Source organism: Methylophilus methylotrophus DSM 46235 = ATCC 53528 (assembly GCF_000378225.1).
Lineage (GTDB): Bacteria > Pseudomonadota > Gammaproteobacteria > Burkholderiales > Methylophilaceae > Methylophilus > Methylophilus methylotrophus.
Genome location: NZ_KB905142.1, coordinates 387921 through 414718 on the forward strand (window position 1 = coordinate 387921; position 26798 = coordinate 414718).

Annotated in this window: 21 protein-coding genes; 9 read left to right on the forward strand and 12 right to left on the reverse strand. The window is 49.0% G+C overall.

Annotated features, from left to right (window positions below):
* Nucleotides 1-232 precede the first annotated feature (232 nt).
* On the reverse strand, nt 233-697 hold the full coding sequence (locus F463_RS0108365) for an Lrp/AsnC family transcriptional regulator (RefSeq protein ID WP_018986624.1): 465 nt from the start codon (nt 695-697) through the stop codon (nt 233-235).
* Between the two features lie 161 nt (nt 698-858).
* On the opposite strand from F463_RS0108365, the gene leuA reads away from it, so the two are divergent.
* Nucleotides 859-2544, forward strand: a complete 1686-nt coding sequence (leuA, locus tag F463_RS0108370) for a 2-isopropylmalate synthase (RefSeq protein WP_018986625.1) — start codon at nt 859-861, stop codon at nt 2542-2544.
* Nucleotides 2545-2584: 40 nt separating this feature from the next.
* Here leuA and F463_RS0108375 read toward each other — a convergent pair whose 3' ends face one another.
* The 11 genes from F463_RS0108375 to purB all read right to left on the reverse strand — a co-directional run bounded on the left by F463_RS0108375 (nt 2585) and on the right by purB (nt 14456).
* The gene (locus F463_RS0108375; protein ID WP_018986626.1) at nt 2585-2932 is read right to left on the reverse strand and encodes a hypothetical protein; all 348 of its coding nucleotides are present in this window, start codon (nt 2930-2932) and stop codon (nt 2585-2587) included.
* Nucleotides 2933-3004: 72 nt separating this feature from the next.
* A complete protein-coding gene (locus tag F463_RS0108380; protein ID WP_018986627.1) occupies nt 3005-3901 on the reverse strand; it encodes a peptidoglycan DD-metalloendopeptidase family protein in 897 nt (298 codons plus the stop codon).
* Nucleotides 3898-4533, reverse strand: coding sequence for a protein-L-isoaspartate(D-aspartate) O-methyltransferase (locus F463_RS0108385; RefSeq protein ID WP_033413288.1), 636 nt, complete (start codon nt 4531-4533; stop codon nt 3898-3900). Before F463_RS0108385 ends, F463_RS0108380 begins: the two co-directional genes overlap by 4 nt.
* A 44-nt stretch (nt 4534-4577) precedes the next feature.
* Nucleotides 4578-5327, reverse strand: coding sequence for a 5'/3'-nucleotidase SurE (gene surE / locus F463_RS0108390; protein WP_018986629.1), 750 nt, complete (start codon nt 5325-5327; stop codon nt 4578-4580).
* Between the two features lie 85 nt (nt 5328-5412).
* Nucleotides 5413-5775: a DUF2069 domain-containing protein gene (locus F463_RS0108395; protein ID WP_018986630.1), complete on the reverse strand. Its 363-nt coding sequence runs from the start codon at nt 5773-5775 to the stop codon at nt 5413-5415.
* On the reverse strand, nt 5772-6497 hold the full coding sequence (locus F463_RS0108400; protein WP_018986631.1) for a HugZ family pyridoxamine 5'-phosphate oxidase: 726 nt from the start codon (nt 6495-6497) through the stop codon (nt 5772-5774). The genes F463_RS0108395 and F463_RS0108400 overlap by 4 nt, the downstream gene beginning before the upstream one ends.
* A 20-nt stretch (nt 6498-6517) precedes the next feature.
* Entirely contained in the window at nt 6518-7108 is a 591-nt protein-coding gene (wrbA, locus tag F463_RS0108405) for an NAD(P)H:quinone oxidoreductase (RefSeq protein WP_018986632.1), read from the reverse strand.
* Complete coding sequence (locus F463_RS0108410; RefSeq protein ID WP_018986633.1) at nt 7105-7905, reverse strand: NYN domain-containing protein; 801 nt, start codon at nt 7903-7905, stop codon at nt 7105-7107. The genes wrbA and F463_RS0108410 overlap by 4 nt, the downstream gene beginning before the upstream one ends.
* Nucleotides 7906-7917: 12 nt before the next feature.
* Nucleotides 7918-11199 (reverse strand): translocation/assembly module TamB domain-containing protein, encoded by a 3282-nt coding sequence (locus F463_RS0108415; protein ID WP_033413290.1) that lies wholly within the window; start codon nt 11197-11199, stop codon nt 7918-7920.
* A gap of 8 nt (nt 11200-11207) precedes the next feature.
* On the reverse strand, nt 11208-13070 hold the full coding sequence (locus tag F463_RS0108420) for an autotransporter assembly complex protein TamA (protein WP_018986635.1): 1863 nt from the start codon (nt 13068-13070) through the stop codon (nt 11208-11210).
* A gap of 12 nt (nt 13071-13082) precedes the next feature.
* Entirely contained in the window at nt 13083-14456 is a 1374-nt protein-coding gene (gene purB / locus F463_RS0108425) for an adenylosuccinate lyase (protein ID WP_018986636.1), read from the reverse strand.
* On the opposite strand from purB, the gene F463_RS15260 reads away from it, so the two are divergent.
* The 8 genes from F463_RS15260 to F463_RS14215 all read left to right on the forward strand — a co-directional run.
* Entirely contained in the window at nt 14455-14577 is a 123-nt protein-coding gene (locus F463_RS15260) for a hypothetical protein (protein ID WP_018986637.1), read from the forward strand. The two genes, purB and F463_RS15260, sit on opposite strands and share 2 nt — an antisense overlap.
* A gap of 69 nt (nt 14578-14646) precedes the next feature.
* Nucleotides 14647-15321: a transglutaminase-like cysteine peptidase gene (locus F463_RS0108435; RefSeq protein ID WP_018986638.1), complete on the forward strand. Its 675-nt coding sequence runs from the start codon at nt 14647-14649 to the stop codon at nt 15319-15321.
* Nucleotides 15322-15439: 118 nt separating this feature from the next.
* Entirely contained in the window at nt 15440-17368 is a 1929-nt protein-coding gene (locus F463_RS0108445) for a bifunctional diguanylate cyclase/phosphodiesterase (protein ID WP_018986640.1), read from the forward strand.
* Between the two features lie 137 nt (nt 17369-17505).
* Entirely contained in the window at nt 17506-19650 is a 2145-nt protein-coding gene (locus F463_RS0108455; protein ID WP_018986642.1) for a type I secretion system permease/ATPase, read from the forward strand.
* Nucleotide 19651: 1 nt separating this feature from the next.
* Nucleotides 19652-21064 carry an HlyD family type I secretion periplasmic adaptor subunit gene (locus F463_RS0108460; protein WP_018986643.1) on the forward strand — a complete coding sequence of 471 codons (1413 nt, stop codon included), beginning with the start codon at nt 19652-19654 and terminating at the stop codon, nt 21062-21064.
* Nucleotides 21065-21068: 4 nt separating this feature from the next.
* Complete coding sequence (locus F463_RS0108465) at nt 21069-21746, forward strand: LuxR family transcriptional regulator (RefSeq protein WP_026295446.1); 678 nt, start codon at nt 21069-21071, stop codon at nt 21744-21746.
* A 217-nt stretch (nt 21747-21963) separates the two neighbouring features.
* Nucleotides 21964-23766, forward strand: a complete 1803-nt coding sequence (locus tag F463_RS0108470; protein WP_018986645.1) for a TolC family outer membrane protein — start codon at nt 21964-21966, stop codon at nt 23764-23766.
* Nucleotides 23767-23980: 214 nt separating this feature from the next.
* The coding region (locus F463_RS14215; protein WP_154650034.1) for a retention module-containing protein at nt 23981-26798 on the forward strand (2818 nt) is incomplete at its 3' end.

The following is a 26798-nucleotide window of genomic DNA, read 5'->3' on the forward strand; positions in this document are numbered from 1 at the left end:
CAAGGGAGCCGAAGGCCGTGATGGCTGGGGGCCCTCTTCTTTGACTACGGCCGCCACTATGTGGCTTAACCTGAAGGTTAGCCTTCGCCGCAACACTTCGTTAGTTGTGGTTACTTTCTGTGGGGCAAGCAACAGAAAGTAACTCGCCTAAGGGCGAAAAGATAAGATAATAAAAGCAGTGCTATCTCTATCGGGGAGGCAAGTAATAGTAATAGCACTACCCACGGCTCAGTCAATCGACTGGCACTTTCGGCCTCCCAACCACATTTCTCAACACAAAACTTGTATGCACCCCGGTGACGCCTGCAATCTTGGTGATTTTATGCAGTAGCAGGTGTTGGTAGTCATCCATGTCTTTCACCACCACTTTCAATAGGTAGTCAGATTGCTGGCCAGTAATGAGCAGGCATTCCAGCACTTCGGGGATTTGCGTAATGCTGCTTTCAAAATTGGCAAAGCGCTCTGGTGTGTGTTGATCCATAGAAATGCCGATTAGGGCCATGAGGCTGAGCCCCAATTTCTTGGCATCGACCAAGGCTTGGTATCCCAGAATCAGGCCAGCTTGTTCCAATGCTTTTACCCGGCGCAAGCAAGGGGCAGGAGAGAGGCCGATACGATCGGCTAGGTCCTGGTTGCTGATATGACCTTCGGTTTGCAGGATGTTTAAAATGGCTTTGTCAAAACGGTCTAATTTCATGATTATTTCAATATAAAATTAATGTTGAAATAATATTACAAAAAATATATATAAATTAAAATAATATTCTTAATATATAGGGATTTTTAGAAAATAAGAAATTTAATTTTTCTAAAAGTCTCTATCATGTCTTCTGTCAAAAACAAATTCAGGAGCGCAGCATGCAGACACAAACCGCAGCCAAATATCAGGCTTTCCCCGCAATCAATCTTAAAGACCGCCAATGGCCGAATGCCGTGATTAGCCAACCACCGATCTGGATGAGTACCGATCTGCGCGATGGTAACCAGTCATTGTTTGAGCCTATGGATGCGGAGAAAAAACTGCGCATGTTTAATATGCTGTGCCAGATGGGCTTTAAGGAAATTGAGGTGGCTTTTCCTTCAGCCTCACAAACCGATTTTAATTTTGTACGCAGCCTGATTGAAGAAGAGCGTATTCCTGAGGATGTGACAATAGAAGTATTAACCCAGGCACGTGCGCACCTGATCCGCCGCACCATGGAATCGGTACGCGGTGCGAAGCGTGTCATCGTGCATATTTATAACGCCATTTCCCCTACATTTAGAGATGTCGTGTTCAATATGAGCAAGGCGGAAGTCAAAGCCATGGCGGTGGATGCGGTGAAGCTGGTCAAGGTGTTGGCTGCCGATATGCCTGAGACCGAGGTCATCATGCAATATAGCCCCGAAACCTTTACTGCGACCGAACTCGAGTTTTCCAAAGAGGTCTGTGATGCGGTGACAGAGGCCTGGGAAGCCACGCCTGAGCGTAAAATCATTATCAACCTGCCGGCAACGGTAGAGGTGGCAACGCCTAATGTATATGCCGACCAGATTGAATGGATGCACCGCAACCTGGCACACCGCGACAGCACTATTCTGAGTCTGCATCCCCACAATGATCGTGGTACCGCAGTCGCCGCCACCGAGCTCGGTATCATGGCGGGAGCAGACCGCGTGGAAGGCTGCCTGTTCGGACATGGGGAGCGCACTGGCAATGTAGACCTGGTCACAGTTGCACTTAATATGTATACGCAGGGCGTACATCCTGGTCTGGATTTTTACGATATCGATGCGATAGGCCGCACGGTGGAGGAGTGTACGCAGATTGAGATTCACCCGCGCCATCCGTATGCGGGTGACCTGGTATTTACGGCGTTTTCTGGCTCGCATCAGGATGCCATCAAAAAAGGATTTGCTACCCAGCAGCCAGGAGACCGTTGGAATGTGCCTTACCTGCCGATAGATCCTAAAGACCTTGGCCGAAGCTATGATTCGATTATTCGCGTCAACAGTCAATCCGGCAAGGGTGGCGTTGCCTACCTGATGGAGCACCATTATGGCGTCGTAATGCCACGGCGTATGCAAGTGGAGTTTTCTGGCGTGGTGCAGCAATACACTGACCAGCACGGCAGTGAGGTCGGGCATGCGGAGCTGTGGCAACTGTTTAACCAGCATTATGTATCTGCCGTGATGCCTATCCACTTCCAGGATTACCAGCTCGAGTCACATGCGCAAGGTCAGGCCATCCGCATGCATATTGCGGTGGACGGCGTGCCGACCATTGTCAGCGGGCACGGGAATGGGCCGGTGGATGCGGCGATTCATGCACTGCACAATATCGGCATACAAGTGCAGGTACGCAGCTTTGAAGAGCGTTCACTGGGCGCGAGTGCTTCAGCGGGAGAGGCCACGGCATGTGCTTTTGTTGAGGTCGTTTGCCGGGGCAAGGTGTGTTATGGCGTGGGCATGGATACCAATATTGTCACCGCGTCTATCAAGGCGATTGTCAGCGGGATCAACCGGTGTAATGTACAACCGCAGATGATGGCCAAGACTGCTTAGTATGGGCCAGCCCTGTCACATGAAATTGGCAGGGCGTTGGTTACCAGTGCCCAGTAGTGATGAGTTGGTAAATAAAATAAGCACCAAGCAACATCATGGCATAGACAGGCAGGTCACTGGCTGAACGCCGTTGCTGGGTGCTGATATGGGTGATGTAACGGTGAAACGCGAAAGCGACGAGTAATCCAATCGCAAGCCAGGCAGCATTTAATGGTGAGGCTGTGATCCATTGCAGCCAGTCTGTCGGGCCGTGGTCGCTGCCGAAGATGTGTATGGCGATGCCTATAAAACCACAAACCATCAACCCCAAGGTCAGCAATGCCTTCACAATCTGCCAAGGCCCGTCTGGGCGAATAGTGCGGTTCTTGCTGTAACGATTCGGATCCATACAGCGCTCCTTTCAAGCAATGGCGCCTTCCACTCGACTTGCTTAGATGAGCCCGCCAGACAACTGCGGACGTTAGGTGTTACTGTTTGCCGCCGCAGCCGGATTGGCAGGTAAATAGCTGGCCGGATCAACCGGTTTGCCTTTTTGCCGGATCTCAAAATGCAGGATAGGTGGCTTGTTATTGGTGGTCGCGGGCAGGTTGGCCAGCTTTTCCCCCTGTGTGACAAACACGCCTTCTTTCACCAGTGAATTACCTTGGTGTGCGTAAACTGAAAGCAAGTTGCTATTGTGCTTGATGATGACCAGTTTGCCATAACCACGCACATCCATGCCGCTATAAATCACTTTGCCAGCGCCTGCTGCGGTGATTGCCTGCCCAGCAGTACCGGTAATATTCAGCCCTTTATTGTTTTGCGCATCAAAGCCGGTGCTGACTTTTCCCGGCAATGGCCATTGCCATTGAATGTCGGTGTCAGCAATGGCTTCCAGGTCGATGGCAGCCGTATTCTTTCCAGCATCTGCAGTTGCAGGTGCTGTGTTATTTGGAGCCGTTGCAGGCGTAGTGGCTGTCTCCGCGGACGTGCTGAGCTCAGGGCGCGCGATGGCTGAAGTCACGACTTCTGCATCATCTGTTGCGCTGGCAGTATCGATGGGTTTGTTATTGGCAGTATTTGTACTACTTGCCTTCAGGTTCAGTACCTGGCCGACATGAATTTCATACGGTGACTGCAACTGGTTAAATTCAGCCAGTTTTGTAAATGGGATGCCAAATTTTCGGCCTATGCTGTACAGTGTATCGCCTTTTTGTACCAGGTACTGGTTCGCTCCCAGGGTCATTGGCGTGGCAGATTTTTTTTCTTGCGAGACTGTGCTGCTGGTGACCGGCGCACGTGGCATGGGTGAGTTGAGTGCGCAAGCTGCGAGCGTAAAGGCGCTGCCCCATACCGTGAGCAAAGTGCGTAATCTCATGATAATGCTGTGCCTCCCAATAGTGGAACAAACTTGACTGCTTCCAGTGCGGTGTTTTGCACACCTTGCGCAGTGCGCTCAATCAAATGCAACACTTGTTCTGTCGTGCCTACCGGAATCACCATACGGCCACCAACAGCGAGTTGTTCAACGAGTTCCTGCGGGACATGGCTGGCGGCTGCCGTGACCATGATGGCATCAAATGGGCCGTAATCCTTCAAACCCAGGCTACCATCGGCGTGATCCAGTTTCACATTGGTGCACTTGAGCGTGCGCAGGTGATTCCTGGCTTTCATGACCAGTGGCCGGATACGTTCCAGTGAATAGACTTCTGCACTGACGCGAGACAAGACTGCAGTCTGGTAACCGCAGCCAGTGCCTATTTCCAGTACTTTGTTCAGTGGCTTGCCATTGCGCAGGATTTGCGTCATTTTGGCCACAATATAAGGCTGCGAAATCGTCTGACCATAGCCTATCGGCAATGACACATCCTCATAGGCGCGAATGGATAATGCTTCGTCGACAAAAATATGACGCGGGATATCTGCCATCGCTGCAATGACGACTTCATCCTGTATGCCTTGTTCGCGCAGGCGGGCAAGCATGCGCTCCCGTGTGCGTGATGAGGTCATGCCTATGCCGGTTTTACTGGAGGTTCTTGGAATCGCCATAATACTTAACTTTTGGATTGCAGCCATTGTTGCATGGCTGCGATCTGGGAGTGCTTGGTCAGGTCTACCTGTATCGGTGAAATGGAAACGTATCCTTGCGCCACCGCATGGAAGTCAGTGCCTTCACCGCCGTCATTCGGTTGTCCGGCAGCGCCTACCCAGTAAACCGTTTCTCCACGCGGCGTTTGCAGCTGTATGACGGGCTCTGCTTTGTGCCGCTTGCCCAAACGCGTGATTTGACGGCCCTTAATCTCCTCAAACGGAACATCAGGCACATTAATATTGAGCAAGGTAGGCTCAGTGAACTCACTGTGGTTATATTGTTTGACCAGGTCAACAATAATACGGGCAGCGGTTTCGAAATGGGTGGGTTGATGTTGCGACATGGAGACCGCAAAAGACGGGATACCCAACAAGTAACCTTCGGTGGCAGCGGCCACGGTGCCTGAGTAAATGGTGTCATCCCCCATATTCGCGCCATCATTAATGCCGCTGATGACCATGTCTGGCATCTCCTGCATCAAACCAGTCAGGGCAATATGGACGCAGTCGGTGGGCGTACCGTTGACATAAAAAAAGCCATTGGCGGCCTGTTTGACGCTTAATGGCCTATCTAGGGTGAGTGAATTACTGGCGCCGCTGCGGTTACGTTCAGGGGCCACTACCGTAATATCAGCAATTTTACTTAGGTGTGAGGCTAGTAAGTTCAGTCCTGGTGCCAGGTAGCCATCATCGTTGGATAACAGAATTCTCATGCGCAATATTATATAAGGTTTACCCGGCTTGTCAGCGCCCGTGCATGAAAGAATTTATTGTAAAGGCACTCTCATCTGTCAGTTCTCAGGCAGCTCGATAACGCTGCCCGGTATATTTGGCATACACAATTACGCTGGCAAAAAATACCAGGCTGAGTAAGACTTCTGTCATCGCCAGGCCACGTGAAAGGCCGGTCTCTGACCAGCTTCTGACAGCGCCTTCCGTAAAGTAAAACAGAATCAACATGCCCGACCATTGATAGGTGTATCGCTTACCACGCAGTATGCCAAATACGGGCAGCAAAAGCGGCAGCGTTTTGAGGAACAGCAGGCTACCACCAGGCCTGAGCGGCGCCCAGAATATTTCCCACCCCAGGCATAACATAATCAAGCCGAGCAGGCTGATACTCGCCGCAATGCGGCTGCTGGATAAAAGACGCGGGATCATGATTTACAGGCTTGCGATAACGCTACCAAGGCTTTGCGGGCATCCATGGCGTTTAATACCGGGTGTTCAAACGAAAATCGCAACAGGCCCTGTGTTTCTTCTCCCTGGTGATATTGCACATCAAAGCCATCTGCATCAAGGCCGATCATTTCGGCATGGTCAGCTGTGACGCCATGCACATGCTGGCAATATTGCAGCAGGCTGTCTTTATGGTCTTCATTCATGTGGGTCACAATGCCACCCTCTTGTGCGGCCAGCATGCTATCAGTCAGTTCTTCGTTAAGCGCATTGCCTTCAAACCAGCCCATGCGGCCAAACCCGGCAATATAGCGTACATGCTCAACCTGGATACGGTAGAAATGGAAATCGTGCATATCAAAATAGCCAGCGGCTTGCGGTAGGTAGCGTAAATAGCGCGCCCGCAAGTCCTCATCCTCTTTGTCGCAATGCATGGCTTCACCCATGAGCGTCAACCGGGCATTGGCTTGCAAATCATCCGCCCCGGAAAATACCAGTAACGAAACTTTCGGGTTTTCAAGGATATTTTTGGTATGTTCGGCAATGGCACTGATGAGGATCACAGGCTCAGCTTGCTGGTTACACACAAAAGGGGCAACAGATCCAAACGGAAAGCCGGGATATTTCATCGAGTGCGTCGATAAAATGGCATGCCGGGTGGAGAACAAAAACTGGCGGGCTTCGTGGGCAAGGGCAGCAGACATACTTAAGCTTCCTAAAAACGTTATTGCAATTTGAGTGCGGTTTCGGCCAGGCGTTTCCCCAGGGCCAGGCATAATTTTTTCTCATCCTCCGAGATCGGCTGGTCATCCATGGCGCCGCCAATATGACTGGCGCCATAAGGGGTCCCACCAGTTTTGGTGGTGCCGAGCTGTGGCTCGGAATAAGGCAAGCCTACCATCAGCATGCCATGATGCATCAGTGGAATCATCATGGTCATCAAAGTCATTTCATTACCGCCGTGCAGCGAGCCACTGGAGGTGAAGACGGCGGCTGGTTTGCCAATGAGCGCACCTTTGAGCCACAAGCCGGAGGTGCCGTCGAGAAAATATTTCATGGGGGCGGCCATATTGCCAAAACGGGTAGGGCTGCCCAGCGCCAGCCCGGCGCATTCCTCAAGGTCCCGCAATGAGGCATAAGGGGCGCCAGAGGAGGGAATCTCAGCCTCAGTGGCCTCGCAATTGGCCGATACTTTAGGTACCGTGCGCAAACGGGCGTTTGTGCCTGCGATGCTTTCGACGCCACGGGCAATGAGCTGGGCCATTTCCTTGACGGCGCCACCTTGTGAATAATAGAGAATCAGGATTTCTGTCATTTTTTTCGTTTGTCTTTGATGCGTTGTTTTTGCGTATCGACCTCAAACAGTCCAATGGCTTTAATTAATTCACTGAATTTTGCATAGCCATAATTACGTGAGTCAAAAGCGGGAAAGTTCTTGGTGATTTGTTTTTTGACTTCTCCCATATGGGCAAAGCCGTCATCATCCGAAATGGCCTCCAGTGCCGAGCGCACATGACTCACCAGTCTAGTGTCAGAAGCAAGTTCCTTGTCTGTTTTTTTGATACCTGGGGTGGAAACTTGTTGGGGTGATACTGTTGAGGGAAGTGCGAGATCTCTTTCCTGATCTGCCACTGACGGGTTATCGACAAATTCTTCTTTCTGTTGCGCCAGAATCTCAACATAAATAAATTTGTTACAGGCCTTGATGAGGGAGTTAGGTGTTTTCTCCTCACCAAAACCATAGACCAGTTTACCAGCCTCGCGCAGACGGATGGCCAACCGTGTAAAGTCGCTGTCGCTTGAGATAATGCAGAAGCCGTCTAGCGGTGCTGTATAAAGCAAATCCATAGCATCAATAATCAAGGCGCTATCCGTGGCGTTTTTGCCGCGCGTATTGGCATATTGTTGTATAGGCTGGATGGCATGTTGTGGCAAGTGCTCTTTCCAGCGATTTAACCGCTGGTCAGTCCAGTCACCATAAATACGCCTGACACTGGCATCGCCATATTTAGAAATTTCCTCAAACAGTGCATCCATTTTTTCGATAATGCTGAACGTGTTGTCCGCATCAATCAGCACGGCTAGCCGAGGATTTTGAGTGTCATGATTCATGATTATCCTGAATTAGTCGAAACTAAATCCATAAAACACATCCAGCGCGTTATCAGAACCCGTTCTGGTCTCGATGGAAATGCGTTTGGTCAGTTGGTAGGTGAGTTTACCAACATTTAGCAGGCCGACAATGCTTTTTTCATAGCCAATGACGAGATTGCGGTTAATGCGTTTGCCGACACTGACTGCATAGTTGGTCGGTCCCGTGCCGCGTACGTCTATGCTATCGAGGCCAACCGCCTGTGCAATTTTGGTTTGTAGGGAGACTGAATCGCCTTGGGATAATAATGCACCTGCCGCCACCGATAGCAAGGCCATATCGCTGCTGCCAACCTGTGACATGGGTTGCCCTAGGACCAACAGCGACACCTTGTTTTCGTTACTGGTCTCAGGGGTGGAAACCAGTTTGAGTTGTGGCGTTTGCAAACTGCCATTGATTTGTATGCCGACTTTTGTAGACTCTACCTGCCTTGTCGCCAGGATATTCAGCCCAATGTTAGGTAACTTGCCACTAAAGATCAGGCGGCCGGTTTCAATGTTCAGCGATTGACCGTAAGCCAGATAAGTCCCGGTGATTTCCAGCGTACCGGCGGCGGCCAGCTCGTTGAGCAAACCATTCAATTGTAATTTCCCGCTGAGCGCGCCATTCAGTCCCTGTCCGCGCAGCATGAATTGTTCTGATTCCTTAAAGGGTAATACCAGAGGCTTGTCTCCAAAGTCCACCATAAAATCTTTGAAAAGCAGGGTGGATGGTGCTTGTGCCTGGCTGGCTTGTGGTGACTCAATCACTACGTCTTCATCTAGTGTAGGTTTATCTGCTTTGGGCAGTTCAAATAGCCCTTTGTGTATTTTGAGGCTGCCGCTAAGTGCGGTTTGTTTGCTGTTCATGCTCAGGTGGGTATTGCCACTGAGTTGGACCCAGCGGTCCACCCTGGATAGCGCTTGCAATTTATTCAGCTGAACAGAGGCATCCAGTTGCCATTGATCTGGTTGTAGGCTCAGTGTGCCGTTGCCATTTAATTCCCCACTTTTGCCTGCAAAATGGATGTGGTCGAACCGGACCTGGTCGTTTGCCATCGATGCATGGACTTGCCCCTGTTCTAGCCACACACCTTGTGATGGAATCTGGAAGGACAGGGATTTACCTTGGAGTTCGCCTTGCAATTGTGGTCGGGAAAGCGTGCCATTCGCTTGGGCTGTGACTGAAACTTGGCCTGAGGGCTGAATGTCAGGCAGCAGCTTAGTCAGCCAGCCTAATTGCGGCAGGTTGGCCTTTAGTTGCGCTGTCACAGGGGCTGCTTTTTCAATCACTAGCCCATTAAAGGTGGGTGTGACGACGGTGTTCGCTGAAAACTGCAAATCTAAAGCGCCGCTCGATTGAATGGTGCTTTGCATACTAAGACGGTTATTGTGTGAGCTGATATCAGCCACCAAGGTTTGTATCCCCAGGCCTTGCCAGGCGTTGTTTGTTTGGTCGTAAACCTGCCAGTCACCCGAATTGCGCTGTAAGTGCAGATTGCCATTGAGTTGGCTATCCAATGTCCAGTCCCACTGTGCAGAGAGTCGCAGGTGTTCGGTTGGCAATGGTTCTGTCTGCGCGGGGATGAGCCAGTGGATAAACGCTTGTACAGGAAAATTGTTCAACTGGCCACGCGTGTGTAGCTTTACTTTTTCCGCAGGCTGATGGGTCTCAACGTTGACTGGTTGTGTCGGACGATATATCCATTGGGTCAGTTGCAATTGACCACCATCGGCGTGGATGTCCAGGTCCTGCAACTGAAAGCCTGAGTCACTTTGCCAAGTCATGGAGGCTGGCTTGGTCAGCTGGAAAACTTTGGCGTCGGCATCCTGCAGTTGCGTCAGCTGGCCTTGCCAAAGCGTCTTCTGCCAAGTGCCAGTCAATGCGAGCAGCAGGTTTCTATGTAATGTGGGCTCGGAATCTCGAATGTTTAACCTCAGCTGGTGTTTCGCCAGAGTGCCAGTCAGATTTAATTCGGCATCAATCGGCGGGCTATCGATACCTTGTGCATTTTGTTGTGACAGCCCGCGTAGCTGGATGTGGTTTTCAACAGAGGAGTGTGCCTGGCTGGAAGCCTGCCCTTGCGCTTCAAAACTGGCCAGGCTAAGTGCAGTGGGCAATTGCAGCTGTTGGCCAGACACTTTATATGTTGCTGTAAAACCATCATCCGCTTGTACAATGCTGCCACTGCCTTTGACCTGTCCGGCAAAGCCAGGCATCAGCTGCGCCAACGCCTGAAGATCAGCCTGCCAGGCCAGGCTGGTATGTTGGGCAGAACTGGCAGGCGTGGTGCGCACGCTCAATGTGTTTTTATCCAGTTGTGCCAGCAGGTCGAGTTGCATTAACTGCCCACCCAGCAATGCGGCCTGGCCGCGAATCATCAGTGGCTGTGCTTGCAGGCGGCTATTGCCTGCATCTACCTTGACCATGATCTGGCCTTGCTCGGTCAGGTTGCCCTCTGCCACGATGTTTAAATCCATTTGGCCAGCTAATTGCGGATGGATATGTTTGGCTTGCAATTGCTTGAGATGAAACTGGAAATGACTGGTGCGGTGTTCATCCAGGCCGATGGATGCGCTGAGTTCAACCATATCGGTATTTTGTTGATTGGCGGGGACGATCGCAAACGGTCGAGTTTGCGGCTGGTAGTGATGATTGGCCGTCAGGTTGACCCGCGTGAAATCACCACTGAGGTTTGCGCGTAAGTGATAAGGCAATGATCCCGCTGCCTGCTGGATATCCATCCAGCCATTCAAAGCGAAGGGTGCCTTGTTCTGCATCTGGAAATGCGTACTGATCTTGCCCCACGGGCTGTCTGCGTTGCCTATACGGAATTGCATGGCGTCTGGTTCGGCATCCAGATCGAATTGTATCTGGGTAATATGTGTCGTTTCTTCGCCCTGGATAATCGTCAGCCGTTGAATGTGCCCCGACAATAAATGAAAGGGTAATGGTATGTGGATGTGCGCAGGTAATACTGGTTGCCCTGTGTTAGATTTTGGGGGGGGCACTTCTGCCGCAGGTTTAAAGCGCAGTGTGACCTGCTTGGCTGAAAACTGGGTGACATTCAGCTCGCCCTTGGGCGTCACGCCCAGCTTCATATGCGAGTCTATGCCATCCACTTTGAGGATGGCGTTGCCAAGGTCGGTTTCAAATTCCTTGAGGCTGGTAACCAGGAGTACATTGGCTGCCCAAATGATCTGCGGTGTGATGACCAGCGACAGGCAAAGCAGCATGGTCATGGCAAGCCGGCATAGATATTTGAGACGTGGCATGCGCAACATCAGAAATTCACCCCCAGGTTAAAATGCAAACGGTATTCGCCTGTTTCCTGTCCGTGGGCAATATCTACACCCACCGGCCCAATCGGGCTGCGCCAGCGCGCGCCCAACCCATATCCCAGTACCGGATCGTAATCCTTCCAGCTGTTGGCGGCGTTACCAAAGTCAACAAACATAGCCGCACCCCAGGAGGATGTCAGCCATTGCACGATCTCTGTGCTGCCCGTCAGCAACACGCGCCCGCCCACAATTGCGTCAGCCTCTTTGACCCCTAGCGATTGGAATGCATAACCACGCACTGACTGGTCGCCCCCCGCGCGAAACAGATAAGTGGCCGGGACACTACGTGCACCGGTCACGGCACCCACTTCAATGCGGCCCAGCCACTGGGTAGATTGTGTTAACGGGTAAAACGCCTGCAACCTGGCCTGAGATTGCAGGAAGCGGCCATCAGATAACTTGTCCAGCGGTGCTAACTGAAACTGGGTATTTAATATCCAGCCTTTGGTGGGGGCAAGTGGATGATCTAGTCTGCGCATATTTAACCCATAGGCCAGTGTCGCTGCTTTGTTGAATTGTGATTCTTCGCCGTCTACCGTCAGGAATTCATACAGCAGGTTCGCCCCGACATACTGTTCAAAAAGATTGGGCTGGCCCCAATAACGGCGTACGCCATTTTGTAAGGCGGTTGTGGTTTGCCCTTCAAGGTCTGTGCGGATGACGCTGTTCTGGATGCTGTCACGGAAGCCTTTTTCGTCGGTTAAAAAAGTAATGTTTGAGGTGGCGGCTTGCAGGCGTTGTTCCAGCCTGAGGCTGCTGTCCCATAGCAGGCCACGGTCAAACAGGTTGCGGTCTGTATAGTTAAATACAATGCGCGCGCCGGTGTTGGTGCTGGCACCCACACCAATACGCACCGTGTTTTGTTCCAGTTCATTCACTGTCACATCGATATCGGCTGTCTGGTCGGCATTCAAAGACTCTGTCCTGGCTGTGACGTCTACAGAGCGGAATTTGCCGCTACTCATAAAGCTGTTTTGCAAGGTGAGCAAGTCTGCCTGGCGGTAGGGAGCGCCTGTTTTCAGGGTATTCAATGGTCGAACCATAGATTCTTTGTAATGTTGCAGACCATGAATTCTGACTTGTCCAAAGCGTACTGCGGGGCCAGAATCTACGGCCAGCTGGATAAAGACTGCTTGCGTTTGCGGATTGACCAGCGCTTGCGAGCGCGTGATTTTTGCATTGGGGAATTCGGCCCGTAGCAAGGTGGCCAGTAACTCCCGCTTTGCCGAACTCCAGGCTTGTTGCGTAAACCTGCTGTTAACAGGCAACGGCCAGCTTTTTTGAGCGGCTTCCAGTGTGCTTTGATGCTCAGCTAGCTGTATCTCACCCGTGATAGCCACGTTTACCTTGTTCACTTTTGCTTGCTGGGGCAGGGTAAGGTGAAACTCTGCGAGCTGGGTAGCGGGTTGATAAACGGTGGTTTTGGTTTTGAAGTAGCCTTCTGTCGCCAGTAAATCGGCAATTTCCTGTGGTGTCTTTTGTACCAGTCGCCGCCATTCACTCTCGTTCATGCGTGGATTTTGCATTGCTTCATGAATGCTCAGGTGTTTTTGTAACAATTCCCGCAACGTCGATTGCTGGTCGGACGGAATGTCGTTGGTGAGCAAAAAACGGGTTTGATAATGGCTGCCTGGTTTGACATCAAACCAGGCACTATCTTGCGCCTGGCTATTGATTGAAAAAAATAAAAGGATGAGGAATAACAGCCAATATGTGCACGTGGCTAAGAACAAGCAGCAGGTGTTTAACGCGACTTGTTCTAAACCCGGATGTTGGTGAGAGCGTGCAAAAGAATCACTGGTCAACTGGACTTCAGTTTAAATATGTTTAACCAGTTGACTGGCCTTGCCAGTATAAGTTGCAGGTGTCAGTGCCAATAATGCCTGCTTGGCCTCAGCCGGTATCTGCAGGGTTTCAATAAAGGTATGCAGTGATTGCTTGTTGATGCCGCCTTTGCCACGCGTCAATTCTTTCAATTGCTCGTATGGGTTTTCAATGCCATAACGGCGCATCACAGTCTGGATAGGTTCTGCGAGGACTTCCCAGCTGTTGTCCAGGTCTTCGAGCAGGCGTTGTGGATTGACTTCTAGCTTGTTCAAGCCGCGCAGACATGAGTCATAACCCAGCAAGGTATAACCAAAGGCGACACCCATATTGCGCAATACCGTTGAGTCGGTGAGGTCGCGTTGCCAGCGTGAAATCGGCAATTTTTCAGCCAGGTGGCGCAACACAGCATTCGCCAGACCCAGGTTGCCCTCTGAGTTTTCAAAGTCTATCGGGTTGACCTTATGCGGCATGGTCGAGGAGCCGATTTCACCCGCTTTGACTTTCTGCTTGAAGTAGCCGACAGAAATATAACCCCAGATATCACGGTTGAGGTCGATCAAAATGGTGTTGATGCGGGCCAGTGTGTCATACAGTTCAGCCATGTAATCGTGTGGCTCAATCTGGATGGTCATGGGGTTGTAGGTCAATCCCAGTGATTCGACAAAACGTTTGGCAAAGCTTTCCCAGTCGAACTCAGGGTAGGCAGACAAGTGTGCGTTAAAGTTGCCTACTGCGCCATTGATTTTGCCTAGCACTTCATTGGCTTGCAATTGTTTGAACTGGCGTTGCAGCCGGTAGACCACATTGGCCAACTCCTTACCCATGGTGGTGGGGCTGGCTGTTTGACCGTGCGTGCGGGACAGCATAGGCTGGTCTGCCAAGGCGTTAGCCAGTTCAGTCAGTCGTCCCTGCAACGCTTGCAGGTTAGGCAGCATGACACTGTCACGCGCCGATTTAAGCATCAGCGCATGTGACAGGTTGTTAATATCTTCGGAAGTGCAGGCAAAGTGAATAAACTCACTGGCCTTTTTGATTTCAGGATTACCATCAAACTTCTCTTTGAGCCAGTATTCGAGTGCCTTGACGTCGTGATTGGTACGCGCTTCAATCGCTTTGACCTGCGTCGCGTCTGCTTCACTAAAGGCTGCAATGGCGGCGTCCAGTTCGGCGATTGTTTCTGCACTAAATGGTGCGATTTCGGCCAGTTCGGGGGCTGCACTGAGTGCTTTTAACCATGACACCTCAACCAAGGCTCTGTATTTAATCAGTGCATATTCACTGAAAAACGGACGCAAAGGGTCGAGTTTGGATTGATAACGGCCATCCAGCGGGGACAGCGCATTGAGCGTGGTGAGAGACGTCATGAGTAAAAAGCTTATTGATTCAAAAGCCGATATTTTACCCAATCCGCATCCGCTTGTCTTTGCTGAATATCGTTTGCCGTCTGTGAGAGATGGCGCAAAGCAGACGGAATTTGTCGATTAAAACCGCTTTGTTTGGTAAATTGTGCTTGATTTTGCCATGACATAATCGCTCACTGAGAATGCATTTCACATGAGACCCCACGCACATTCATCTTTGGTTCGACTGCTGACAGGCTTATGCCTGGCGTTGAGTCTGCTATGGACGCCGACCCTGGCGGATGATTATGTGCTGGCGATGCTGGAAAAAATCCGGGCACGCTATGGCGAAGAGGCCTACCAGAATGTCATGCGACTCAATGAGTTATTCGCCCAGATTTCAGGGGCCAGCGAAATGACCAAGGTCGCTATGGTGAATGACTTCACCAACCAGCACGTATTGTTTGTTGACGATTTTAACCTGTGGGGGATGGAAGATTACTGGGCCAGCCCGCTGGAAACGTTCGGTAAAGGCGCTGGGGACTGTGAGGACTTTAGTATCGCCAAATATACCCTGCTGAAGAAACTGGGTGTGTCACAAGACAAGTTGCGCTTGACCTATGTCCGTGCGCGCATGCCTAGCGGTGCTATTCGCCCTCATATGGTATTGACATACTACGCCACGCCGACGAGCGACCCACTGGTACTCGATAATCTTAATTTTGAATTATTGCCTGCTTCCAGGCGTGGGGATTTGGCTCCGGTCTTCAGTTTTAATGATAAAGGGTTGTTTGTGGCCAATAACCCGAATATGCGTGCAGGTTCTCCTTCCAATATTTCCAAATGGCGGGATGTATTGACACGTATGCGACAGGATGGGCTGGAATGATTAAAAACCTGTTAGGGCTGTGGTTATTATGGGGGCTTAGTGCTAGGCTAGTAAACAACACCTGTGCTGATGCCGGGTGGTTGGCCGGTTTACCCCAGGAAAGTAAGAGGGCTTTCAAATGTCTTTGGTAAAACAAATACGAATTGCGATTTCTGTCATTATTTTAATGGTTGCGGCGGGATGTTTGTTCTTAAGCGTGTACGACGACCACCGCTTTATGGCTGAACAGTTACAGAAGAAAAATAATGATAATGCGAATGGCCTGGCAATCACGCTTTCAAATATCCAAAAAGACAACGTGACAGTAGAGCTGATTGTCAGTGCCCAATTTGATATGGGGCACTATCGTCGTATCGCGATCATTTCTCCCGATAACAAGACCATGATTGAGCGGGTCAATCAAAATCCGCATTCTGTGGCACCACGTTGGTTCCAGTCTGTATTTTCTATCAGCATTCAGCCAGGCATCGCCAATATCCAGTCCGGCTGGCAACAGTATGGCACTTTAGTGCTAGAGAGCGAACCCTCGCTGGCTTATGACCAGTTATGGGAGACTTCGCGGCATGCTGTTTTGTGGACACTGGTCGTCGCCTTTTTAAGCTATGTGGTTTCGGGCTTGTGGCTCAAGAGAATTCTCAAACCACTGGATGATGTCATTGCGCAAGCCGAGGCATTGGGCGAACGTAAATACATCACGATTGAAGAGCCGGCAACTGAGGAGTTCCAGAAGCTGGTGCGTACCATGAATACGCTGTCCGACCGTGTCAAATCCATGGTCACGGCGGAATCCGAGCGCTTGAATACCTTTAACCAGCAAATCAACTATGATGAAGTCACTGGGTTGATGAACCAGTCGCATTTCACCAATACCGCTTCCGTTGCCCTGAAAAATGATGGTTTTGTTGAGGGCATGTTGATATTGGTTCAACTGCGTAATCTGCCTGAGATCGACAAGCAGTTGGGCTATAGTGTGACCAACCAGTTAATTAAGAAAGTAGGTGATGCCGTTCAACAGCAGATGGCGCATTACCAGGATGTAGTTTGCGGGCGTCTTTCGGGAGGGGTTTTCGGTATTTTCAGCCGTCAGCCGCTGGATGATTTTGCCGTGACAACGGAGTTAAAGCTGGTGCTGGAAAAACTGAACGCGTCACAACAGTTGTTACAGTTCCAGTTTGTGCTCGCACATACTAAAACCAAAAAAGGCGATGATTTTGTTGATGTGCATCGTGTGATGCAGTTTATTCTGGATTTGGCTGAAGACCAAGCGGCTGTGCCTATGCGCCTGATGAATGCCAACAGTATCGTCACCTCGAGGAAAAATTACCTTAATCAATGGAAAGAACAATTCCTGCTGGCGATTGAACTCAAACAGATCAAGCTGGCTTGTTTCCCGGTGATGCAGCGAGATCAGCATTTGTACCACTACGAGTGCCCATTGCGCTTGCGTATTGATGAGGGAGATCAGTGGCTGGCAGCTGGCGCATTTATTGATTGGGCCAGCCAACTCCATATGATCCAAACGCTGGATGGCCTGGCACTGGAATATGCGGTAGACATGCTGACGAAAAATAATGCCAGCCTGAGTGTCAATGTATCGGCCGCCGCCATGCGCAGCGATGAATACAAGGACAAGCTGCAAGCCTTGATTCTGACGGTGAAACAACCGTCCCGCCTGAGTTTTGAAGTGACCGAAGAAGCCGCCTTTAGTGATTTTATGAAATTCAGGGAGTTTGTCTATCTGGTGAAATCGCTGGGGTGCATGATGGGTGTGGAACATGTCGTGACCCGATTAGCACAATTGGGCGATTTGCATGAGCTTGGACTGGATTACATCAAGTTTGATGCGTCGCTGATTCGCGACATCCACTTAAGGCCGCAGCAGCAGTCCTTGATGCGTGGTTTGTGCATGATGGTACGCACCATGGGGATTGTGCCAATCGCAGAGGGCGTACAGGATCAGCAAGAGCTTGATAGTTTGAACGCGGTGGGCATAGAAGCGGTGACCGGGCCTTTTGTGCAGGAGGATCTGCAGTTCGGGGTACTGTGAGACTGTCAATTTTTGTAATTCGGGGGTGTTATGCCATATACTCGTCGTTTTGATCTTGTCTGACCATCCCTACAATCAATAGTCGGTCAATCAGAAAATGATTTTGCTCGGATAAGGATAATAACAAGTCAGCTACCATGGAAACGACGCAATTTTTTAATAAAACCGAGAAAGACACTCTGCTGGAGTGTCTGCTTTATATTTGCCGTCACAATCGCCTGGCGACGACACGGGATGCTTTGACTTCTGGCTTGCCGCTGGAAAATGGAAAACTTAACCCCGAATTATTCAAACGCTCAGCCGAACGATTGCGGCTGGATGTCAGCGTCAAACAGGAAGCCATTCCTGCATTGCTGCAGCCGCAGGCCGATATCACCCTGTTACTCAATCACAATCGAGCCTGCCAATTGCTCAAAGTGGATGATAGCCAGCATTTCGCACAAGTCGTATTTCCTGATCTGTCCCCTGAACCACTGACCATGAGCCTGGCTGATCTGGCTGCGGAATACACCGGTTATGCCTTGGTCACCAAGCAGAACTTTATTTTTGACGCACGCACGCCAGAAGTCGGCAGAGTTAAAGTCAGACACTGGTTTTGGGGGACGCTGGCCGAGAATAAAGGCATTTACCGCGACGTGATGGTTGCGGCTTTCCTGATTAACTTATTTGCGCTCGCCATGCCGCTGTTTACCATGAACGTGTATGACCGCGTGGTGCCAAACAAGGCGGTAGAGACCTTATGGGTGCTTGGGATTGGGGTTGGCCTGATCGTGCTGGGGGATTTGTTGCTGCGTTCTATGCGCGCTTATTTCCTGGATTGGGCCAGTGCCCGCATCGATGTAAAACTCAGCTCGCAGATCATGGAAAAGGTACTTGGCACGCGGTACGAAGCGAAGCCTACCTCTGTCGGATCGTTTGCTTCTAATTTGCGGTCATTTGAAAGTGTGCGAGATTTCATCACATCTGCCACGGTGGTCACACTGATTGATTTACCTTTTGGTATTATCTTTCTCATCGTGATTGCCTGGATCAGTCCTTATATGGTCTTGCCAGCTTTGGTGGGAGGGACCATCGTTCTGGTTTATTCCTTAAGCGTGCAAACCAAAATGCACGATTTATCTGAAACCATGTACCGTGCAAGTGCCCAGCGCAATGCCGCCCTGATTGAAAGCCTGGTTGGACTGGAAACCGTCAAATCGATGGGTGTCGAAGGGCAGATGCAGGGGAAATGGGAAAAGAGTGCGCTCTTCTTATCTGAAGTCGGCAGCAAACTCAAACTGTTGTCTTCTTCAATCACTAACGGTTCTTATGCCTTACAGCAAATCATCAGTGTGGCCATCATCATCCTGGGTGTCTACTTGATTTCCAATGGTGATTTGACCATGGGTGGACTGATTGCGTGCTCACAATTGACAAGCCGCGCATTGGCGCCCATCTCTCAAATTGCCAGCTTGTTTACGCAATACCATACCGCCGCCACTTCTTTAAAGTCTCTTGAAGACATTATGAGTAAGCCGGTAGAGCGTAGCAAAGAGGTCAGTTTTCTATCGAGGCCCGCATTTAAAGGCGAAATTGAGTTTAAAAATGTTTCCTTTAAATATCCCGGTTCAGATGAGCTGGCGCTAAACCGTATTTCTTTCAGGATTCGTCCTGGAGAGCATGTTGGTTTGATTGGCCGTATGGGTTCCGGTAAAACCACGATTAACAAGTTGATTTTAGGGTTGTATCAACCAACCGAAGGCGCGATCTTGATTGATGGCATCGATGCACGACAGATTGACCCGGCAGAATTGCGCCGCTGTATTGGTTATGTACAGCAGGATAATCATCTGTTTTACGGTACGCTGCGCGACAATATTACCTTGCGCCATCAGCATGCCGATGACGAGGCGGTTCTGCAAGCTGCGCAAGTGGGCGGTATTGCCGAATTTGTGAATACACATCCTAAAGGATTTGACCTGGAGGTAGGTGAGCGTGGCGATACACTCTCAGGCGGTCAGCGCCAGGGTGTTGGTATTGCCAGAGCATTTGTCACCAGACCGCAAATCGTGTTACTGGATGAACCCACCAGTGCCATGGATCACTCTGGTGAAGAAACCGTGAAACGTAACATTGCTGAAGCTGCCGCAGGCAAGACACTGATTGTCATCAGTCACCGCAATGCCATGCTGGAACTGGCGGAACGCTTGATTGTGATTGACTCTGGCCAGATTGTGGCTGACGGTAATAAAGAAGATGTGACCGCCGCATTGCGTGCAGGCAAAGTGGGTAAGGCTAGATAAGATGGCAAAAAAAATATACGATCAGATCGGACAGATTACCAAGCCAGACAGTATTTGGGTGCGCCTTGGTAAACCGGTGCATGCGCTTGTCGATAAAATAGTCAAAACCGACACGGCAGAATCGCGCACGTGGAGCGAGCAAGCGCATGATGTCATGGTGGAAGATACCATGTTGCACGCCAAGCTCATCATGTATGGCATTTTTGCCATTTTGTTGGTGTTGCTGGTTTGGGCAAGCCTGGCGCAAGTCGATGAAGTGACGCGTGGGGAAGGTCGTGTGATTCCGTCGCGTCAAGTGCAAGTCGTGCAGTCCCTGGATGGTGGTATCGTTGTCGATATTCTGGTGCAATTGGGCGCTACCGTTAAACGGGGGCAACCGCTCATTAAGATCGACGAAACCCGGGCAATTTCTTCCTTAAAAGAAAACGAAAGTCAGTATTTATCACTGAGAGCCAAAGAAGCACGATTGAAAGCACTGGCTAATGGTGGTAGCTTTAACCCGCCGACCGAGGTGCAAGAGAAAGCCCCAGATACTTATTTACAGGAGCTGCAGCTGTTTAATGCCGCACGTGATGAATTGAACTCCCAAATCAATATTGCGAGAGATCAGTTATCACAGCGCGAGCGGGAGCTGTCAGAAGTACAATTCAAAAAAGAAGTGGCGATCAAAACCTATGACTCCACTAACAAAGAGCTGGCTGCTAATCGGCCATTGTTAAGCAGTGGGGCTGTTTCCGAGATCGAAATTCTCAGGCTGGAGCGTGATGCCAACCGCGCCAAAGGCGATATAGACCAGGCTTCAGCACAAATGGCTCGACTGACTGCTGCAATTTCTGAAGCACGCCGCAAGGTGTCAGAGGCTCAACAATCATTTTTAAGTAAAGTTCGGACAGATTTGAATGAAACGACAGCTAAGATTAATAGCCTGACACAGTCAAGCCTGGCGCTTTCTGATAAGGTCAAGCAATCAACGTTGACATCTCCCGTCAACGGCAAAGTCAGTAAACTTTATTACAACACTGTAGGGGGCGTCATTCAACCAGGCAAAGAGGTCATGGAAGTGGTGCCTTCAGATGATGCGCTGGTGATTGAAGCAAAAATTCAAACCAAAGATATTGCATTTATCCGTCCGCAACAACCTGCAGTGGTGAAGTTGACGGCATATGATTACACTATTTATGGCAGTTTAGATGGATATGTGCAAGATATTGCAGCAGATTCCACCATAGACGATAAAGGAAACGCATATTATGTCGTTAAGGTAAGGACAAACAAGAATAATCTGGGCGATCATTTGCCCATTATTCCTGGCATGGTGGCACAGGTTGACATTTTGACAGGGAAGAAAACAGTGCTGTCATACTTATTGAAACCAGTGTTAAAAGCTAAATCTTACGCATTAACTGAGCGCTAATACTATGAAGCATATATTTATAACAACATTAAAAGAGTCAATAGAGTCATGGCTCAAAGCTTTTCCTCAGTCAACGACAATCTCGGAGGTGGTCTCAGCAGATATTGCCGGAGCTTCTGTGATTTGGGTACATGCCCAAATTGAACATGGCGCCCAGTGGCGGCAACATGTGCAGCAGGTACTCAACTTTCTACCCTCTGCCAAAGTGATTGTTTTATCAAACAACCCTGATCAAGCAGAAGCGATGCAAGCACTCGAAGTGGGGGCAGTAGGCTATTTGCATGCCTATGCACATCATCATGTGCTTAAAGAGGTATATAGCGTCGTTTCACAAGGTGGCGTCTGGCTGGGAAGAGATCTGCTAAAACATTTGATTACATTGACTACACGAGGTAATCGTCAGGCAAATGTGGCTGAAGAGGTCTTGGAAGGTTTGACTAAGCGTGAACGAGAAGTCGCTCTGGAAGCAGCCAAAGGCAATAGCAACAAAGAGATTGCCAGGGCGCTCTCAATCTCTGAGCGAACTGTCAAAGCGCATCTTACTTCCGTATTTGATACCTTGAAGGTACGTGATCGTTTGCATTTGGCATTAGTATTACAAGGCCAGGCAAACCAAGGGCATTTTTCGAATGAAAATGATATGAAAGAAAGTTTCTTAAATAAAGTACCGCTTAACTCTTAATTGATAAATTTTTTTATTTTATGTTTTTATTTGAAAATTAACGTTTATTTGGGGACTTTTTACTGTTTTGTGGTTTCTTACAACCGAAATTTGTGACTTTTTTCACTAAAACATTCTTTTGCCTATCCCTTTGATAGGCTATCTACGCTTGTGCCGACATAATTCCGTGGTTATACTGATTGAGGATGAATCTTTATAACTTGTTAAGAGTCTGCACATGAAACTAAAAAAAATTACCTTTGCGCTCATGTTGAGCGTGTTCTCATATTCATCAGTGACTTGGGCAGCAAGCCCCGAAAGCCTTGAAAAAATCATTGAGAAAGCGGTAGCAGAAAACCCGGAAGTACAAGCGAGCTTTCATGCTTTTAAAGCGGCAGAGCTGGATGAGGCAGCGGCCAAAGGTCGGTATCTGCCCAACCTGACGGTTGATCAAACATTTAGGAATCAGGAAAGACTGGTACCTAATGTCAACAATACCAATACACCCAACCAGCAGTCTACGCTGACCTTACGTCAAATGCTTTTTGACGGTTTGGCGACGCCTTCAGAGGTTGGCCGTTTAGATCATGTTGCCAAATCACGCTTTTACGAATTGCAAGGGCAGATGCAAGGGATTGCGCTAGATACTGCTGCTGCATACTATGATTTGATCCGATTCCGTCGTTTGGTATCTTATGCGCAAGACAATTTTGTTGTGCATAAGCAGGTTTTTGACAAAATCAAATCGCGAGTGGATGCTGGTGTAGGCAAAAAGGTGGATCTTGAACAAGCGACTGGTCGTCTGGCCCTCGCTGAGGCAAATCTGGTGACAGAAACGAATAACCTCTATGATGTTTCAGCACGTTTTCAACGCCTTGTCGGTGAATTGCCCCCTGAAAATCTCAATGAGGTGATGATGACCGGTGACGGTCTACAGCAGAGTGCCGATCAAGTACTGGAAACAGCCTACAAGCAGAACCCTAATATTCTGGCCGCCATCGAAAATATTATTGCAGTTGAGAAATCAGTGACAGGTCGTAAAGCGCCTTTCATGCCGAGATTAGATTTGCAAGGTCGTAAAATACTTGATGTCAACGATAAAAGCAGAAATAGTACTCTAGCTGCAGATACGCTTGAGGTAACCGCAAGCTGGAACATCTTTAATGGTTTTACTGACAAGTCTAATCTGGACTCCGCTGTTGAGACCTTGAATCGCTCTCATGATTTGCGCGATAAGGCATGTATTGATACGCGTCAACTGGTAGCCATTGCGTACAATAATATCAAGCAGTTAAGTGAGCAAGTAGCTTATCGCAAGCAACACCAGGATTCGATTGAAAATGCCCGTCTGGCTTATCGTAAACAATATGATATCGGTCAGCGCACCTTGCTTGACTTATTGGATACTGAAAACGAATATTTCCAGGCGCGTCGTAATTTCACTAATGCTGAAATGGATTTGAATACGGCTTATGCCAGGACTTACGCTGGACAAGGTCTTTTGCTAAGCAAGCTTGGTGTAACACGTACTGATGTTGGTGAGTATCCGCGTGAAGAATACATGGACCGTGAAAACGTCTGTAAGGCGGTAGTACCTGCACAAGTCGTGCCAGACAAGGCCGCATTGTTAGCAAACGCTAAGCCTTGGGAAGGTGAGGCATTTAAGCCCAAGACTGAAAAAGCGACAATGAAGTTTACTCCTCGTATCTTGTTCCAGGCAAACAGCGCAATCATCTTGCCAGAGTCTTATGCCGATCTGGATATTGTTTATGATGTCGTTAAAGAATGGGGTAATGACAAGGTTGAGATTGCAGGCCATACTGACAAACGTAACACTTCAAAAGAGAAGTACAATTTGCTGCTTTCAGAGAAGCGTGCCAAAGCTGTTGCTGATTATCTGGTGAAAAAAGGCATGGATGCACAGCGCCTTGTTGTCAAAGGATACGGGTTCTCACAGCCAATTGCTGAGAACGACCCCGTTAATGGTAACGATGCTAACCGTCGTGTGGAAATCATACGCTTCCAGTCGGTTGCACAGTAATCGGTAAGTATAATTATTAAAGACTTTGGTTAATCCAAAGTAAAAAAGCGGTGCCAAAAGGCGCCGCTTTTTTTATGTCTCTCTTTTATTGTTTTAAGGGAAATGGCGTGCGTGCTTCGATCAAATATTGTACTTCAGTACAATAGATTTCCGTTTTGTATTCAAGTTTAATACGACACTATCAGAATTGTCTCAACCATAAGTGAGGATAAAAATGGCTACAGTAATCGGAACTGTTACTAATATTCAGGGTATGGCTATCGTAGTAGATACCAACGGCAATCGTCATATGCTGAAAATAGGTGAAGCGCTACATGCAGGGGATAAAGTCATCACTGCTTCTGGTGCTATCGTCTCTGTGAAATTGGCAAATGGCGAGCTTGTCAATATCGCGGAAGCGCAAACAGTTAAGATTACTGACAATCTGGCGCAAGTGGATGTCTCAGATGTTACCGAAAATGCAGTAAATCAAGCGGTATTTGATGCAGTATTAACGGCATTAAATGAAGGTCGTGATATTACTGAAGTGCTTGAAGATCCTGCCGCTGGTGCTGCTGGTAGTGATGGTAATGCAACCTTTGTAAATTTGGATCGCATTCAAACTCAAGGACCTTCTTCTGCAACTTATGATGGTGGTAATGGCTTTGTTGGCGGCCCAACTCAGGGTGGTATTCCTCCAAACTTTGTTTTTCTAACGCCTGCTAGCGGAGCACCTGGTGTTTCTCTTGAGGGCGATGTCAACAATGACGGATATCTTAATAAAAATGAGCTAGCACGTTCGGGTAATCCAGGTTTCACTAATGCTCGTGTGACCTTACCGGCTGGAATGGAGCCTGGCGATGTGGTCAATTTGACACATAACACAGGGACGATTAATCGCCCGTTAACTGGTACAGATATTTCAAATGGCTTCGTAACAATTTCTGTCCCTGTGCCTGCTGAGGGTGACACTCTTGTTGTCACAGCAACCATTACTAATCAATCTGGCCAGACATCGCCTCCAAATTCCGACTCGGCGATCATTGACTCGACTCCACCAGACGCTAATGCCATTAAGGGTGAGTTGCCAGAGACTATAAAAGATGACACAGGTGTCAGCCAAACCGACAATATCACTAGCAATCGCGAACCTACTCTGATTGGGACGACAGAGAAAGTAACCGATAAAGTTGAAGTTTCAATTACGTACAATGATCCGATTACTAACAACCAAGTCACAATTGGACCATTGAATGCAACTGTAACAGCTGGCCCCAATGGGACAGGCGTATGGACAGTGGATTTAATTGGTGCAAATCTGCCGGATGGCAAATACGAACCAACTATTAAGGTAACAGATTTGGCTGGTAATGAGACAACTAAGCCAAGCGAAGAATTTACGGTTGATGGTACTGCGCCAAGTCTCAATATTACTTTAGATTCTAATATTGCAGGTGATGGTGTGGTTAACCTGATCGAATCACAGTCTTTGGGAATTCCTGTCACCGGTAAAGTGACTGGCGAGTTTAATAGTGGTGACACAGTCACAATTACTGTGAATGGCAAAGAATTTACTGGTACGGTTGGTGCTGATGGAAAGTTTTCTATCAGTGTGCCTGGTGCGGATTTAGTTGCTGATTCCGACAAAACCGTAGATGCAAAGATTACGACCACGGATACTGCGGGTAACTCCACAACTGCGACAACTAATCGAACTTATGATGTAGATATAACACCCCCAGATTTGACCAAAATTAGCGGCCAGTTACCAGAAACTATCATTGATGATACAGGTTCAAGCCAAACTGACAATCTTACAAAAAATACCCTACCAACTTTAATCGGAACTACAGAGAAAGTTACTGATAAGGTTGAAGTGACCATTGACGGTAATAAATATAGCGCGACAGTGACGGCTGGCCCAAATGGGACAGCGGTATGGAGCCTGAGTCTAAAAGACATCAATGCCGTTCCATTAAGCAGTAAGGTTTATACGCCTTTAATTACAGTGACTGACCTTGCAGGTAATGTAAGTACGAAGAACAGTGAGACCTTTACTGTAGATGCTGATGCTCCAATGGTTACGATCACTTTAGATTCTGACATTGCTGGTGATGGTGTTGTAAATATCGCAGAATCAAATTCACCAGCGATTGCTGTTAAAGGAACTGTCGCCGGCGAATTTAGAGCTGGGGATATCGTTACTTTAACAATCAATGGCAAAGAATTTACCGGCGCAGTTGCTGCTAATGGATCGTTCTCTATTAACGTGCCCGGTGCAGACTTGGCTGCTGATGCTGACCGTACTGTCGAGGCAAAAATTACCGTTGTAGACAATGCTGGCAACAATGCTACAGCCTCCGATACGCAAGCCTATGCACTAGCATTGACACCTCCCGCACTCGCAATCAGTCTGGATGCAAATGTGGCTGGTGACGGTATCGTGAACATCACTGAGTCTACAGCTGCTGCAATTCCAGTCACTGGTACTGTCAGTGGGCAATTTAAAGTAGGTGATGTGGTCACTGTGACAGTCAATGGCAAGGATTTCACGGGGACTGTTCAGGCTGGAGGTAAGTTCTCCATTAACGTGCCTGGTGCTGATCTAGCGGCTGATTCTGATAAAACAATTGATGCCAAAGTTTCAACTACTGATATCGCAGGTAATACATCTACCGCAACCGATACCCAAGACTACACTGTGAACCTGTTGCCACCAGCGCTGGCGATCAGCCTGGATGCGAACGTAGCTGGTGATGGGATTGTGAACGCTGCGGAATCTACAGCTGCTTCTATTCCTGTGACTGGTACTGTGAGTGGCCAGTTCAAGGTGGGTGACACCGTGACCCTGACGATCAATAACAAGACCTTTACAGGTAGTGTACTTGATGGAGGCAAATTCTCGATTGGCGTGCCTGGTGCTGATTTGGCAGCTGATGCTGACAGTACAGTATTTGCTAGCGTGACCACGACGAATGCGGCGGGTAACAGTGCGACTGCAACTGATACACAGACCTATACTGTGAACACCGCGCCTCCGGCAGTAGCGATCA

Excerpts from the sequence above, each read along its gene's own strand:
- F463_RS0108400 (WP_018986631.1), bottom strand. The coding sequence starts at position 6,497 with ATGTCTGCTGCCCTTGCCCACGAAGCCCGCCAGTTTTTGTTCTCCACC.
- F463_RS0108435 (WP_018986638.1), top strand. The coding sequence starts at position 14,647 with ATGAGACCCCACGCACATTCATCTTTGGTTCGACTGCTGACAGGCTTA.
- F463_RS0108380 (WP_018986627.1), bottom strand. The coding sequence starts at position 3,901 with ATGAGATTACGCACTTTGCTCACGGTATGGGGCAGCGCCTTTACGCTC.
- F463_RS0108445 (WP_018986640.1), top strand. The coding sequence starts at position 15,440 with ATGTCTTTGGTAAAACAAATACGAATTGCGATTTCTGTCATTATTTTA.
- surE (WP_018986629.1), bottom strand. The coding sequence starts at position 5,327 with ATGAGAATTCTGTTATCCAACGATGATGGCTACCTGGCACCAGGACTG.
- F463_RS0108385 (WP_033413288.1), bottom strand. The coding sequence starts at position 4,533 with ATGACCTCATCACGCACACGGGAGCGCATGCTTGCCCGCCTGCGCGAA.
- F463_RS0108465 (WP_026295446.1), top strand. The coding sequence starts at position 21,069 with ATGAAGCATATATTTATAACAACATTAAAAGAGTCAATAGAGTCATGG.
- F463_RS0108395 (WP_018986630.1), bottom strand. The coding sequence starts at position 5,775 with ATGATCCCGCGTCTTTTATCCAGCAGCCGCATTGCGGCGAGTATCAGC.
- F463_RS15260 (WP_018986637.1), top strand. The coding sequence starts at position 14,455 with ATGAGTAAAAAGCTTATTGATTCAAAAGCCGATATTTTACCCAATCCG.
- F463_RS0108455 (WP_018986642.1), top strand. The coding sequence starts at position 17,506 with ATGGAAACGACGCAATTTTTTAATAAAACCGAGAAAGACACTCTGCTG.
- F463_RS0108365 (WP_018986624.1), bottom strand. The coding sequence starts at position 697 with ATGAAATTAGACCGTTTTGACAAAGCCATTTTAAACATCCTGCAAACC.
- wrbA (WP_018986632.1), bottom strand. The coding sequence starts at position 7,108 with ATGACAGAAATCCTGATTCTCTATTATTCACAAGGTGGCGCCGTCAAG.
- F463_RS0108375 (WP_018986626.1), bottom strand. The coding sequence starts at position 2,932 with ATGGATCCGAATCGTTACAGCAAGAACCGCACTATTCGCCCAGACGGG.
- F463_RS0108415 (WP_033413290.1), bottom strand. The coding sequence starts at position 11,199 with ATGCCACGTCTCAAATATCTATGCCGGCTTGCCATGACCATGCTGCTT.
- leuA (WP_018986625.1), top strand. The coding sequence starts at position 859 with ATGCAGACACAAACCGCAGCCAAATATCAGGCTTTCCCCGCAATCAAT.
- F463_RS0108470 (WP_018986645.1), top strand. The coding sequence starts at position 21,964 with ATGAAACTAAAAAAAATTACCTTTGCGCTCATGTTGAGCGTGTTCTCA.
- F463_RS0108410 (WP_018986633.1), bottom strand. The coding sequence starts at position 7,905 with ATGAATCATGACACTCAAAATCCTCGGCTAGCCGTGCTGATTGATGCG.
- F463_RS0108460 (WP_018986643.1), top strand. The coding sequence starts at position 19,652 with ATGGCAAAAAAAATATACGATCAGATCGGACAGATTACCAAGCCAGAC.
- purB (WP_018986636.1), bottom strand. The coding sequence starts at position 14,456 with ATGACGTCTCTCACCACGCTCAATGCGCTGTCCCCGCTGGATGGCCGT.